At 65.6% G+C, this 13,753-nt stretch carries 12 protein-coding genes, 1 tRNA gene and 1 pseudogene; 8 read left to right on the plus strand and 6 right to left on the minus strand.

The annotated features are described in order from the left end of the window. Positions 1–64 precede the first annotated feature (64 nt). Positions 65–388: a DUF736 domain-containing protein gene (locus ASD73_RS13675; protein WP_056372960.1), complete on the minus strand. Its 324-nt coding sequence runs from the start codon at positions 386–388 to the stop codon at positions 65–67. Between the two features lie 299 nt (positions 389–687). Between ASD73_RS13675 and ASD73_RS13680 the strand changes: the two genes are divergently transcribed. Then, positions 688–1,356, plus strand: coding sequence for a thermonuclease family protein (locus ASD73_RS13680; RefSeq protein WP_056372961.1), 669 nt, complete (start codon positions 688–690; stop codon positions 1,354–1,356). Between the two features lie 565 nt (positions 1,357–1,921). Next, the gene (locus tag ASD73_RS22310) at positions 1,922–2,296 is read left to right on the plus strand and encodes an RNA polymerase sigma factor (RefSeq protein ID WP_235534482.1); all 375 of its coding nucleotides are present in this window, start codon (positions 1,922–1,924) and stop codon (positions 2,294–2,296) included. Here the strand turns inward: ASD73_RS22310 and ASD73_RS13685 are convergent. The 3 genes and pseudogenes from ASD73_RS13685 to ASD73_RS13695 form a co-directional block, all read right to left on the minus strand. Then, a pseudogene (locus ASD73_RS13685) lies at positions 2,275–2,832 on the minus strand (ParB/RepB/Spo0J family partition protein); the annotation flags it as partial. The gene ASD73_RS22310 and the pseudogene ASD73_RS13685 overlap by 22 nt on opposite strands. A 120-nt stretch (positions 2,833–2,952) precedes the next feature. Beyond that, a complete protein-coding gene (locus tag ASD73_RS13690) occupies positions 2,953–4,146 on the minus strand; it encodes a hypothetical protein (protein WP_056372963.1) in 1,194 nt (397 codons plus the stop codon). Positions 4,147–4,436: 290 nt separating this feature from the next. After that, positions 4,437–4,511, minus strand: a tRNA-Gly gene (locus tag ASD73_RS13695). Positions 4,512–4,702: 191 nt separating this feature from the next. On the opposite strand from ASD73_RS13695, the gene ASD73_RS13700 reads away from it, so the two are divergent. Continuing rightward, complete coding sequence (locus ASD73_RS13700; protein WP_056372964.1) at positions 4,703–5,614, plus strand: tetratricopeptide repeat protein; 912 nt, start codon at positions 4,703–4,705, stop codon at positions 5,612–5,614. Next, positions 5,614–6,264: an LON peptidase substrate-binding domain-containing protein gene (locus tag ASD73_RS13705; RefSeq protein ID WP_056372965.1), complete on the plus strand. Its 651-nt coding sequence runs from the start codon at positions 5,614–5,616 to the stop codon at positions 6,262–6,264. The genes ASD73_RS13700 and ASD73_RS13705 overlap by 1 nt, the downstream gene beginning before the upstream one ends. Positions 6,265–6,268: 4 nt before the next feature. On the opposite strand, the gene ASD73_RS13710 is transcribed toward ASD73_RS13705, so the two are convergent. Together ASD73_RS13710 and ASD73_RS13715 are read right to left on the minus strand one after the other, a co-directional pair. Then, the gene (locus tag ASD73_RS13710) at positions 6,269–6,967 is read right to left on the minus strand and encodes a sigma factor (RefSeq protein WP_056372966.1); all 699 of its coding nucleotides are present in this window, start codon (positions 6,965–6,967) and stop codon (positions 6,269–6,271) included. Positions 6,968–7,063: 96 nt separating this feature from the next. Beyond that, positions 7,064–8,305, minus strand: coding sequence for an FAD-dependent monooxygenase (locus ASD73_RS13715; protein ID WP_056372967.1), 1,242 nt, complete (start codon positions 8,303–8,305; stop codon positions 7,064–7,066). Positions 8,306–8,429: 124 nt separating this feature from the next. Between ASD73_RS13715 and ASD73_RS13720 the strand changes: the two genes are divergently transcribed. From ASD73_RS13720 to ribA, 4 genes are all read left to right on the plus strand, one after another. After that, positions 8,430–10,745: an FtsK/SpoIIIE family DNA translocase gene (locus ASD73_RS13720; protein ID WP_056372968.1), complete on the plus strand. Its 2,316-nt coding sequence runs from the start codon at positions 8,430–8,432 to the stop codon at positions 10,743–10,745. A gap of 108 nt (positions 10,746–10,853) precedes the next feature. After that, positions 10,854–11,504 (plus strand): LolA family protein, encoded by a 651-nt coding sequence (locus ASD73_RS13725; RefSeq protein WP_443027966.1) that lies wholly within the window; start codon positions 10,854–10,856, stop codon positions 11,502–11,504. 356 nt (positions 11,505–11,860) lie between these two features. After that, positions 11,861–12,655 carry an exodeoxyribonuclease III gene (locus ASD73_RS13730; RefSeq protein WP_056372969.1) on the plus strand — a complete coding sequence of 265 codons (795 nt, stop codon included), beginning with the start codon at positions 11,861–11,863 and terminating at the stop codon, positions 12,653–12,655. Continuing rightward, positions 12,652–13,719 (plus strand): GTP cyclohydrolase II, encoded by a 1,068-nt coding sequence (gene ribA, locus ASD73_RS13735; RefSeq protein ID WP_056372970.1) that lies wholly within the window; start codon positions 12,652–12,654, stop codon positions 13,717–13,719. The genes ASD73_RS13730 and ribA overlap by 4 nt, the downstream gene beginning before the upstream one ends. The last annotated feature ends 34 nt before the right edge of the window (positions 13,720–13,753 follow it).

A 13,753-nucleotide genomic window follows, 5' to 3' on the forward strand; every position in this document is an offset into this window, starting at 1 on the left:
AACAAGGTGGCGACACCCTTGCACGCCAAGATTGAACCAGGCGCGAGGATGCCGCCGACGGCGATCAATCTGCGGGATTCCACAGCAGCGCATAGACATCGGGATTATCCTGACCTGCAGCGCGTCCGAGGTTGGCGTATATGCGCCTTGGCCCGAACTCAGGCGCTTCGAGGGTCAGCGAAACATAGAGTTTGCCCGACGCCTCGCTGCGACGCAGCCAGCCGGCGCCGCATTCGACGCCGTTCGACCAAACGCGATAGTCCGGCTGGACTTCGCCGCTCTTGCTCGGATTGGGGCGGATTTCGATGGGGACGCGGATCGAGATCGTCGCGAGCTGGCCCACAAAGCCCTTCTCGTTCGTTCCGCTGACAAGACCGATTGCGGCCATGATATTGCTCCTGCGAAGCCCGGGGCCATCCCCGGGGCACCGGCGGCCAGGGAATGGCGTCAGGCCCGCTCGCGCACCCGAAGGGCCGAAGCGGCAGCGAAGGACGGTGCCGCACCGGCTTTTTGCGCGCGAAGCGCTCGCGAGGAGGCCGTAAGCGGCCGGGGAAAAAGGCGATGCGGCGCCGTTGCGCGCGCGGCCGCGCCATTCATCTCGCCGGATTTGCACCGGCTGGCTCCGTGCGTGCCGGAATGGAGATGGACGGCAAGGATTTGCTCACCGGATGACGCTATGGGCAGCGCATGAGACTGACGATCACCGCCGCCTTCCTTCTTTTCGCCGTCCCTGCCTTGGCGCAGGATATCAGCGGCCCGGCCCGCGCGGCCGACGGGGATTCGCTCGATCTCAGCGGAATATCGGTGCGGCTCTTCGGCGTCGATGCGCCCGAGCTGGCGCAGAGCTGCGAACGCGGCGGCGCATCCTGGGCTTGCGGGAAACAGGCGGCGTCGAAGCTCGCGGGCCTCGTCGCTGGAACATCGGTCGTGTGCGAGCAGAAGGATATCGACGATTATGGCCGGATCGTCGCCACTTGCCGCGCGGGTTCGGTCGATCTCGGCGGCGCGATGGTAGACGCGGGCCTTGCGGTCGCCCTGCCGCATTTCAGCGACCGCTATGTCGCGTCCGAGGCCCGCGCCCGCGCCGCCGGTCTCGGTGTGTGGGCCGGCACATTCCAGAAACCGGCGGACTATCGCGCAGCGCATCCGAGGCCGGGGCGCCGAACGCCGGGCCTTTCGCGAGACGCGGCGCCAGTCCGTGTCCCAGCGCCGAGGCCGACCGGAGCCTATTTCCGCAATTGCAAGGAAGCCTGGGCGGCGGGTGCGGCCCCGCTTCGCCGAGGTCATCCCGGTTACCGGCCGGAAATGGACGGCGACGGCGACGGCATCGCTTGCGAGCCCTATCGCGGACGCTAGCGCGTCATCCTCATGCGTCCGCTATGCCCAAAAAAAGACCCGCCCAGTGTGCATGTCCTTACGAACAGAGGCCGGGCGGGTGCGATGATGCCCGCATAGGGTAATGATACGATCAAATCCATGACCCCGCTGCAGCGCAACACGGAATAAGATCCGTCGGGCAAAGACGAATTATAGCCTCATGCGACAAATCGAGGTCTCCAGCCAAAAAGACTCAATCTGGACCCAATTGCGTGGCGCGGTCTTGCCCTGACGTTACGTCCGGCTATGCTTACCAGGCACCGGGCCAGAAGGCGCGCGGTGCCGGAACGTAAGAATTCTGCTCGGGCCTTTATGATATTCCCATCCGTTGCCGGGTGGCCGACGCGTATGTCCAGGCTTTCGGGCTAAAGGCGGCGGCGCATATTTTTCCGAGTATGTTCTTACCGCCCGGCACACCGTCCTTCCGGTCCGACCGGAGGCGATGGACATGGATTTCGACGACGAACAGAAGCGCGCGCACGCCTTGAGCAGCGGCGACCCGGTGCCGCCGTCCGACTGGACGGGCTTTGGTCCATCGGCGAGCATGGAAGCGATCTACACTGCGCATCAGCCGGCGCTCGCACGCTATCTGCGCCGCCGCGCGCCGAAACAGGATCTCGGCGATCTCGTCCAGGAGTGCTTTCGCAGGCTTGCCATGGCGAAGGGCGGGAAGCTGGCACTGATCGAAAAGCCCGGAGCCTATCTCGTCAGCACCGCCCGCAACCTGCTCACCGATCGGGCGCGCGCAGACACTGCGCGCCTGACGTCGCAGCACCATAGTTTCGAGGATGAGGATATCGCCGGCCCTGACCCCCATGCAGCGCTCGAAGCGCGCGACACGATGCGGCGCGTCGGCGAGGCGATTGAGAAATTAAAGCCCCAAACTGGTTCTATATCGACCGAGAAGGCCATCAACTGATCGAGGGTCATGCCGTCTTCGGCATAGATGTCGTGCAGCTTCGGCGACACGGCGGCGAGCTTGAGCCGCTGCTTCACGACCGCCGGGGTGACCATGAAGGTCGCCGCCATGGTTTCGATGTCGCTGCCCTGCTCGACGAGCTTCTGCATCGCACGGAACTGGTCGAGCGGGTGCAAAGGCTCGCGATGGACATTTTCGGCCAGCGAATCTTCCTCGGCCGACACGGCGTCATCGTCGCGCACGATGCAGGGCACGGGTTCGGTCTTCGCCATGCGGCGCTGCTTCACGAGTTGCTGCAACGCCCGGAAGCGGCGCCCGCCAGCGGGAACTTCGAAACGCCCCGTCTCGTTGCCCTCTTCGTCGCGCTGCGCCCGAACCGTCAGGCTCTGCAGCAGACCGCGTCGTTCGATATCGGTCGCGAGGCTGTCGATCGACACACCTGCCTTGACGCGCCGCACATTGGCCTGGCTCAGCATGAGGGCGCTGAACGGGATGCCCCGCGCGCCGCTGAGCGTGATTTTCGCATGTTTCGTCATGACTCGTCTCCATGACGGGCCGCCGCGAGACTCTCTCCCGGCTTTCAAACCGCCATGGCTCCGGCGCAGCCCTCTTCCTCTGGGGAAGCGGGCCACGCCGGACGAAGACGCGACGCCGGATCAGCGCACCGACGCGAGCAGTTTGGCACCCTTTCCTTCCAGCTCCAGCCGCGCGTCCTGATGCGGCCGATCGCGCGCTACGGCATTGATGCCCTGCACGAAATCGAAGATCGACGATGGCGGATGTCCTTCTTCTTGAAGGACGGTGGCGATGATCTTGTCGGTCTCGCCTTTCGAGAATCCACGCTTGCGCAAGAAGCCCTGCCGTTCGTCGTCATCGCGCGCGACGATGGCAGCCCGAGACGCCTTGATTCCATCCAGGAATGAACCTGGCGATGACGACGCGAAGCGCTCAAGAGCTGGCGCAGCCTCCTGCGCGAATCGTCCCGCGGCGAACTTGCTGTGGCGGATGCTGATTTCCTCAAAGCCTTCCGCGCCCCAGATATTCCGGTTCATGCAAACAGCCCGAAGGTAGAAGGTCGCCATGCCGAGCGTTTTCGACCCAACTTCGCTGTTCCAGCAGTAGAAGCCGCGAAAGAAGAGATCGGGATCCCCGTTGGGCAGTCGCCCCGCCTCGATCGGGTTCATATCGTCGACGAGAAAGAGAAACACGTCGCGGTCGCTCGCATAGAGCGTCGTCGTGTCCTTTGTGACCTCGACCAATGGATTGTGCCGCATCGTCGACCAGTCGAGCATGCCCGGCACTTTCCAGCGCGCGTCGCCCGTTCCATTGCCCGCGATCTTCATAACCGCCGACACCAGCTCATGGTCCCAGATGCGCCCATAATCCGGGCCGGTGACGGCACGGAGTTCGGTGCGGCCGTCGCCCGTCTCGAGGGTTTTCACCAACTCGCCGCGATGCGCGAGCAACCCGTGCTGCATGTTGATCCCCGCCAGGGCCGCAGGCAGCTGGCGCAAATAACCCGAAGGTGCGCCCACAAGGCTGCAGAGCTGGCCGAAGGACCAATGGGTCGGCGCCACAGGCGCGTCGTGGTCAGGAAGCAGGAGAGTGAGCCGCTCCGGATTGTCGCCGGCAGCCTCTACGCGGATCGCGCGCGTCTCGACTGTCCGCGCAGTTGCGGCCTCGGCACGCGCGCGGACGACGTCAAAAAGCTCATTCAAGGAAAGGTAGCGCTCGTCCTCGGGGCGCGAGAACCATTCGGATGAAACGCGGCCAATGCGCTGACCGCGCGAGATATCGACCTTGTAGCCCGGCGCGTGATCGGCGGGCGCCGCTTGGATAGGGTGGGTCATGGCAATTCTCCGCGACGAGCGCCCGGAGCCTCTCTCCAAGCCCTTGCCCGTCACGGGTTTCCCCGTTCCCCTCTCACTCTATGGGTCAGCGGATGTAGCGCGCCGGGCCCGCGGACTGGCGCGGCGCATGCCGCGCGCGAGACGAGGTAGCCACGCGAAAGCTGCCGCGCCTATCCGTATCTGCGATATTTTTTGGAGACATTGTGGAGACAAGGCGGTGGATCACGGCCCGTGTCACCACAAAATGCGCTGACCGCGCGACACTAAGTGACTGATTTTTTTAGAAAAACTGGAGCGGGCGAAGGGATTCGAACCCTCGACCCCAACCTTGGCAAGGTTGTGCTCTACCCCTGAGCTACGCCCGCTCTGGCGGCTGGAAACCGGTCGGCTCCAGCGGGTGAGGCGGGCGATTAGCACCGGCTTTTTGACTCGGCAACCCCTGATTGTGCATTTTCTCCGAAGGGTTGGCATATCGCCCGCAAATCCCACATAAGCGGAGAAAGAGTCTTTCCGCCGGGGCAGAAGCGACGGCGAATCAAAACAGGAGCATGTTTGCGTGGCCACGCTCGGTCTGAATCCCACCGAAAAGGAAGCCGTCGAAGCCTTCCGCCGCGACGTCGTCGAACCATCGATGACCAGCCTCGTCATCCTCGATTTCTGGGCGGAATGGTGCGGACCGTGCAAACAGCTCGGCCCGGTGCTGGAAAAGGTCGCCGAGGATTATGCCGACAAGGGCGTCGTGCTGGTCAAGGTCGATGTCGATGCGAATCGCTTCATCGCCGGCCAGTTCCAGGTCCAGTCGATCCCGACCGTCTATGCGATCTTCCAGGGCCAGCCGGTCGCGAACCTGACCAACGCGCGCACCGAAAGCCAGCTGAAGGCGATTCTCGACCAGTTGCTCGCGCAGCTCCCGATCGAGAGCGAAGCGACCGCGCGAGCGGTCGAGATCGCGCCGCTGATCGAAATGGGCGAAAGCGTTCTGGCCGAAGGCGACGGTCCCCGCGCCGCCAGCATCTTTGCGCAGATTCTCGACATGGCACCTGACAACGCTCCTGCGCATGGCGGGTTGATTCGCGCGCTTGTGCTCGCGGGCGATATCGAAGGCGCGCAGGCCGCGCTCACCGCGGTGCCGGCCGACATCGGCGAAGATCCCGCAATCGCGCAGGCCAAAAGCGCGCTCGCGCTCGCCGCCGATGCCCCCGATGCGGGCGAGCTCGCCGCCTTCGAGGCGGCAGTTGCCGCGAATCCGGGCGATCATCAGGCACGTTACGACCTTGCGAGCGCACAGATCGGTGCGGGCCAGCGCGACGCCGCCGCCGACAACCTGCTCCACATCGTCGCCGCCGACCGCGAATGGAGCGAGGACGCCGCGCGCGCCAAGCTGTTGTCGCTGTTCGAAGCCGTCGGTCTCGAGGATGCATGGGTCGCTGCGCAGCGCCGCCGCTTGTCGCTGATCCTGTTCGGCTGATGGGCGAAACCGCGCCCCTGACTATCCAGCGGATCGCGATCTTTCCGCTCACCGGCGCGGTGCTGTTTCCCGGGCTGCACCTGCCGCTGCATATCTTCGAGCCGCGCTATTCGGCGATGGTGCAGGAAGTACTGGCGCGCGACCGGCAGATCGGGATGATCCAGCCGCGCCAGCTTCCCGGCGAAGAGGACCGCGAACCGCCCGCGCTCTATGACGTCGGCTGCGTCGGGCGCATCATCGACGTCGAAGCGCTCGACGAGGGCCGTTTCAACCTCGTCCTCGAAGGCGTCGCGCGCTTTCGCGTCCGCCGCGAGCTCGACGTCACGACGCCTTTCCGGCAGGTCGAAGCCGAGATCGAACTCGAAGCCGAGGACGAGGCGGTGCTCGCGAGCATCGAGCGCGCGAGCCTCGAACGCGAAGCCAAGCGCTTCGCGGCGCGGCAGGGTTATGTTGTCGACTGGGATTCGGTCGGCCAGCTCGACGATGCGACGCTCGTGAACGGCATCGCACAGGTCGCACCATTCGATGCCGCCGCGAAGCAGGCGCTGCTCGAGGCGACGCCGATCGACGCGCGCGCCGAACTGGTCGTCCAGCTAATGCAATTTTTCGGCCGTTTCGACGGCGACGACGGCCGCGCCACGCTGCAATAGGCGATCAGTGCGGCTGGCGGACCGGCGCGTGATGAACGATGTCGGCGAGCGCCCGGCGTACGACATGCCGGTCGCTTTCGCGCAGCCGCTCCGCCGCGTCGCTCACCAGAAGATGGCGCCGAACGAGCTTCTTTTCGGCGGCGAGTCGGGTTTCCAGCCGGCTTTCATCGCCGTGCGATACACCCAGTCTGGTGCGGCGGCGGCTCGCCCACTCCTCGACCAGCCGGTGAGCCAAAAGCGCGGCAAGATTGTCCGCCGCGCCCTTTTCGGTCGCATTTTCGGCCGCCGGATCGGTCAGCCACGCGTCGGCGCCCTCCTCCTGCAACGCGTCGAGCGATAGCGTCGCGGTGACATGCCGCCGCCCGGCGCAACGCTGGTCGCCATTAAGCCGGTGCCGCAGCGCCTGCAGTTCGGCACGGAATTGCCAGTTCACATAGGTGGTGAAGCGCGCGCGCGCCGGATCATAATGTTCGGCGGCGCGATGCAGCGCGATCGCGCATACCTGCGCCGCATCCTCGGCGACATCGGCCAACCCATAACTGCGCGTGAAATAGCGGATACGCGGCGCGGCGAGCGCCGCCAGCCGGGCGAAGCTCCGGTCGGCCAGAGCCCGCATCCGCGAGCCCGGCACCGCGTCGAGCGCGGCTCGCGCCTGAATATAGTCCGTCACCGCTGCTTCGAGCGCGTCGCTTTTTGCCGACATGGCCCCGTCCCCATCCTGCCGCGGCGTGGTTACCGCCCCCTCAGGGATAGGATGTCATACTTAGCGCCGCGCTGCCGGCACCCCAAGTAGTAATACCTAGACTTCGGCGCCCGCGAGCAGGCGCGGCAGGTCGCCCGCCTCGCCGCGCGCCTCGTCCATGAAAAAACGCTTGAGCATTGGCATCCGTTGCACCGCACCGAGCCCGGTGCGGCGCACCGCGGCGGCGGTGCGGCCCGGAATGCCGAACAGCCGCGTCAGCCCGTCGGTCGCGAGGCTGACCATCATATTGTCGAGCCCGCGCCAGCGCTGATAGCGCGCGAGCAGCGCCGCATCGCCGAGGTCGAGTCCGAGCCTCGCGCCTTCGACAAGCACTTCGGTCAACGCCGCGACGTCGCGGAGGCCAAGATTGAGCCCCTGCCCCGCGATCGGATGGATGCCGTGCGCGGCGTCGCCGACGAGTGCGATGCGGTCGGCAACGATCGAGGCGCTGTGGTGAAAGCCGAGCGGATAGGTCATCCGCGGCGCGACGAGCTCCATAGCGCCGAGCACGCCGCCGGCGCGCTTCTGCAGCTCGACGATGAAGCCGCGCTCACCCAGCTTGGCGAAACCGGGACCATCCTTTTCGGCGACTGTCCAGACGAAGGCCGAACGGTGGCGTCCCCGTTCGTCATCGACGAGCGGCAGCAGCGCGAAAGGCCCCGAAGGGTAGAAGATTTCGTGCGCGACATGGCCGTGCGGCTTTTCGTGCGCGACCGCGCCGATCATCGCATGATGATGGTACGACCAGTTCGCGATGCTGAACCCCGCGGCATCGCGGGTGGGCGAACGGCGACCTTCGGCAACAATCAGCAGAGGCGCCGCGAGCTTAGTGCCATCGGCCAGCGTCAGCGTGACGCCATGAGGGTCGATATCGCGCGACACGACTGCGGCAGGCATCAGCAGCCGCACGAGCGGTGCCTCGGCAAGCGCCGAGGCAAGCGCGAGGCGGAGCTGCCGATTCTCGACCATCGTGCCGAGCGGCGGATCGCCGTCGACGGTGACGAAGTCGAGTTCGCCGCCACGGCCGCTGTCGGGGGCACCGTCGCCCACTTTAATGGAGCGGATCGGGCAGCCGTGACCGGCAAGGCGCTCTGCAATCCCCAGTACCTCGAACATCTGCCATGTCGCGCTGGCAATCGCCGAGGCGCGGCCGTCGAAACCCGGCGCGATCGTCGTGACCGGGTCGGCGGGATCGACGACCTGAACCGACAGGCCGTGATGGGAAAGGGCAAGGGCGAGCGCCTGGCCGACAAGGCCGCCACCCGAAATCAGGACATCGCTGCGCAGCGTTTCGTTCATCGCTTCGCCCTAGCGTGCGGCAGGGCGGTTGGAAAGGCTGTGGGCGAGCGCGGGGCCGTGCTTGACGACGAGTCCGCCCCATGCGCATATCGCCGTGGTTAACTGACAGGGACCGGACAAGAGCATGGCTAGCCGCAAGGCCGCACCCGCAAAGGCGGATTGGCGCACCGTTTTCCGCCAAAGCATCGCACGATCGCTCGTGATCGCCGCGGCGGTGGCGCTGGGGCTTTTCACCCTGTTCCTGACCCTCGCGCTCGTCACCTATGACAGCACCGATGCGGCGCTCAACACCGCCGCCCACGGCACCGCCGCCAACTGGATGGGCAGCCCGGGGGCCTGGTTCGCCGACCTTGGCCTGTCGATCGGGGGCGCGCCGATTATCCTGCTGCTGCCGCTGCTTGGCATCATCGCGTGGCGGCTGTGGACGGGCGAGGCGCAGCCCTATTGGCCGCGCCAGCTTGCCTACAGTTTCATCGGCATCCTGCTCGTCGGGCTGGGCGCCGAACTCTGGTCGCCCGCGACGAATGCGCCCATGCCTGCAGGCTGGGGCGGGATCATCGCGCTGCTGATCGGCGGCGCGGTCGCACCATTGTTCGCGCAGGCAGGCGAGCCCGCCGCGGCGCTGATCCGCTTTGCGACGATCCTTCTGCTCGTCGGGCTCGGCTTGTGGCTTGCGTGGCGCGCACTTCGGCTCGAAAAGGGCTGGGCGTCGCGCTTCAAACTGCCCGCCGCCGAGGGCAGCAGCCGCGTCATCGAACCCGCACGCGTGCCAAGCGACGACGTGAAGGCGCCGGATCTTATGGACCGGGTCGTCCGGCCGCGTGCAGTTGCCGAGCCGAGCGACCGCGCCCCGCCCGAAATCGCCGACCCGGCGCAGCGCACCGCGCCCTCGAAACCCAAGCCGAAGCCGCAGACCGAGCTGTTTACCAATTACCAGCTGCCGTCGATCGACCTGCTCGCGCCGCCCCCGCCGGGGCCGACCGGGCAGATCGACAAGGCAGGGCTTGAGCGCAACGCGCGTCTGCTCGAATCGGTGCTCGACGATTTCCAGGTTAAGGGCGTCGTCACCGCGGTGCGCCCCGGCCCCGTCGTCACGATGTACGAGCTGGAGCCCGCGCCGGGCACGAAGGCCAGCCGCGTATCGAACCTCGCCGACGATATTGCGCGCAACATGTCGGCGCTGTCGGCGCGCATCGCACCGATCCCCGGGCGCACCGTGATCGGCATCGAACTGCCCAATGCGCACCGCGAATCGGTGGTGCTGCACGAGATCATCGGCAGCGCGCTGTTCCAGGACCAGACCGGCGCGCTGCCGATCATCCTGGGAAAGAATATTAGCGGCGACGCGATGATCGCCGACCTCGCCCCGATGCCGCACCTGCTGATCGCGGGTACGACGGGCTCGGGTAAATCGGTGGGCCTCAACGCGATGATCCTCTCGCTTCTCTATCGCCTGGGCCCTGACCAGGTGAAGATGATCATGATCGATCCCAAGATGCTGGAACTCAGCGTCTATGACGACATCCCGCATTTGCTCGCCCCCGTGGTCACCGAACCCAAGAAAGCGATCCGCGCCCTCAAATGGGCGGTCGAGCAGATGGAGGACCGCTACCGGATGATGTCCTCGCTGTCGGTGCGCAACCTCGCCTCCTACAACGACAAGGTCCGCGGCGCGCTCGCCAAGGGCAAGTCGCTCGGCCGCCGCGTCCAGACGGGCTACGATCCCGACACCGGCCAGCCGATATATGAAGAAGAGGCGCTCGATTATGCGCCGCTGCCGCAGATCGTCGTCGTCGTCGACGAACTCGCCGATTTGATGATGACCGCGGGCAAGGAGGTCGAATTCCTGATCCAGCGCCTCGCGCAAAAGGCGCGCGCGGCGGGCATCCACCTGATCCTCGCGACGCAGCGTCCGTCGGTCGACGTCATCACCGGCGTCATCAAGGCAAATTTGCCGACGCGCATCAGCTTCAACGTCACCTCGAAAATCGACAGCCGCACCATCCTTGGCGAAGCGGGCGCCGAACAACTCCTCGGCAAGGGCGACATGCTCTATGTGCCCGGCGGCAAGCAAATCACGCGCATCCACGGTCCGTTCGTGTCCGACGACGAAGTCCGCGCAGTCGCCGATCACTGGAAAGGTCAGGGCCGCCCCGATTATATCGAAAGCGTCACCGAGGACCCCGAGGACGGCGGGTTCGCGATGGAGGGCGCTCCCGCGGGCGGCGACAGCGCCGAAGACCGCATGTACGCCAAGGCATGCCAGATCGTCGTCGAAAGCCAGAAAGCCTCGACCAGCTGGCTGCAGCGCCAATTGCGCATCGGGTACAACAGCGCGGCGCGCCTGATCGAGCGGATGGAGGAGGAAGGACTGGTCAGCCCGCCGAACCATGTCGGCCGCCGCGACGTGCTCACCGACCAATATGGCCAGCAACGGTGAGCAACCTTTCCCCGTCTCGCGACTTGAACAGCGTCTAACGACGGGTTCAGCGCGCGTTCAATGCCCGGCTGCGATGGACCAGTCACCTATTTCAGAGATGAGAGTCCGATGATCTTCAAGACGAACATGACCCGCCTCGCCGTCTGGACGCTCGCGCCGATGGCCGCTACCGGCTTGGCGATCGGCGCGCCGGCGATCGCCCAGTCGTCGAGCACGCTGGCGTCGGTGCAGTCGCACCTGAAGTCGACGAGCTCGATGACCGCCGACTTCGTGCAGACCGACCGCAATGGCCAACGGCTAACCGGTAAGCTGACGCTGAAGCGGCCGGGCAAAATCCGGTTCCAGTATCAGAAGGACGTCCCGCTGCTGATCGTCGGCGACGGCAGCTCGTTAACGATGATCGACTATGAAGTGCGGCAGGTGCAGCGCTGGCCGGTGAAGAATTCGCCACTCGGCGCGCTGCTCGATCCCGACCGCGATCTGACGAAATATGCCAGGGTTCTGCCGACCGGCAGCGGCGACGTGCTGAGCGTCGAGGTCAAGGATCCCAAGCGCCCCGAATATGGTACGATCACCATGGTATTCGTGCGCGACGGCTCGGCGCCCGCGGGACTCCGCCTGCGCGGCTGGGTCGCACTCGATTCGCAGAACAACCGGACGCGGATCGACCTAACCAACCAGAAATTCAACGTCGCGGTCGCCGACTCGGCCTTCAAATGGACCGACCCGCGGCCGAAGCAGCGCGGCCGCGCGGGCTAACCCAACCCGCCCGCAGCGTTCAAAATCAAGGCGCCGAATCCGCGAAACGGATTCGGCGCCATTTTTCCGGACCAACGGACGTCACGCATCGACGAACTGCAAGAATGGCGCCGGAGCGTGCATTTTGTTCAGCTTGGCGACAGGGAAGACCGTCTATTTCATCTCTCGAAGGCGCCAACACGGCCCCCGGATTTGGGTTTCCCCCTGTTGCCCCACCCGGACTGCCAGGTGCCTTCATTCAAGAGCGTGACGAACGCTGACCTTGAACCCCCGTTCCACCGCCCCTGGGACGGGGGTTTAATTTATCCGGTGTTTGGGACGTTGCGCGCCTCCCCGCGCGCCGATAGAGCCACCGCATGACTCGCACCAGCATCGCTTCGTGGAATATCAACAGCGTCCGCGCCCGCATCGGCATCGTCGAAAAATTCCTTCGCGAAGAAGCGCCTGACGTCCTCTGCCTGCAGGAGACGAAGGTCGAATGCACCCTGTTCCCGCCCGACATGTTCAAGCGGCTGGGCTATGAGCATATTGTCACCCACGGCCAGCGCATGCACCACGGCGTCGCGATCGTCAGCAAGCTGCCGCTGGCCGACGTGCGCAAATATGACTGGCAGGCGAATGGCGAGGCGCGCCATGTCGGCGTCACGCTGCCGTCGGGCGTCCGGCTCGACAATGTCTATATTCCCGCGGGCGGCGACATTCCCGACCGCGAACTAAACCCCAAATTCGGGCAGAAACTCGATTTCTTCGGCCGCATGACCGAATGGGCGACGACGCTCGCGGGTACGCCGACGGTTCTCACCGGCGATTTCAACGTCGCGCCGCTCGAAAGCGACGTCTGGAACCACAAGGCGCTGCTCGACGTCGTCAGCCACACGCCGATCGAGGTCGAAACGCTCGCACGGCTGCAGGCGGCGTCGAACTGGGTCGATCTCGGGCGCCACTTCATCCCGGCGCCGGAGCGGCTCTATACATGGTGGAGCTACCGCGCGAAGGATTGGGAAGCGTCGAACCGCGGCCGCCGGCTTGATCATATGTGGGTCACCCCCGACCTGATGTCCAAGGCAGTGTCGCACCGCATCGTCCAGCCGGCGCGCAGTTGGGAACGGCCGTCGGACCATATCCCGCTGATCACCGAGTTCGATTTTTGAGCGACGTCGCCGACCATGAGGGCGCCCGGCGCGCGGCACGCGCCATCGACGCGCTGCGCCGCGGCTGGCCGCTCCGTGTGGTCGGCGCGGACGGGTCGCTCGACCTGCTCGCGGTCGAAAGCGCGCGCGATGAGGCGCTTGGCGAATTTGGAAGCCATGATGTGCTGCTCTCGGGCGAGCGCGCGGTTACGCTCAAGCTCACCAACCAGCGCATCGCCGCAACCCCGGGTCCGGTCCGGCTGGCGGGTGCCGGCGATAGCGTCACCGCGGCGCTCGCGCTCGCCGATCCGGCGCTCGATCTTGCGAACCCACTCAAGGGCCCATTCCGTACCGTCGCGACGGACGGCGAAGCGGCAGCGACCGCCGCGATGACGATGGCGCGGCACGCCGGACTGCTCCCCGCTTTCTTCGTGCGCGAGGCGGCGGGTACGGCCGAAACCGAATGCAGCGTCGACGATGTCGCCACGCTGCTCGACCCGGCGCGCCTCCAGATCGCCGCGCGCGCGCGCCTTCCCGTCGAAGCCAGCGAAAGCGCCGAAATCGTCGCCTTCCGTAGCCCTGAAGAAGCTTCGGATCATGTCGCGCTCGTCATTGGCAAGCGCGACGGCAATCCGCCCGTCGTCCGTCTCCACAGCGAATGCCTGACCGGAGATGTGCTCGGCAGCCTCAAATGCGATTGCGGGCCGCAGCTCCATGCCGCGCTCCATGCGATGGCGGACGCGCCGTGGGGCGTGCTGCTATATCTGCGGCAGGAAGGGCGCGGGATCGGTCTCGTCAACAAGCTGCGCGCCTATGCGCTGCAGGATCAGGGTTATGACACCGTCGATGCCAATCTGCGGCTTGGCTTTCCGGTCGAGGCGCGCGACTTCGCGATCGCCGGACGGATGCTCGAACTGCTGAACATCCCGCGCATCCGGCTGATGACGAACAATCCGGATAAGGTCGCGCGGCTCGAAAAAGAGGGCGTCGAGGTTATCGAACGCATCCCGCTCGCGCTGCCGACGAACAAATATAACGAACAATATCTCGCGACCAAGCGCGATCGGACGGGGCATCAACTCTAAACGAAAAAGGCGTCGGACAATGCCGACGCCTTCA

It is taken from the genome of Sphingopyxis sp. Root154 (genome assembly GCF_001427105.1).
GTDB lineage: Bacteria > Pseudomonadota > Alphaproteobacteria > Sphingomonadales > Sphingomonadaceae > Sphingopyxis.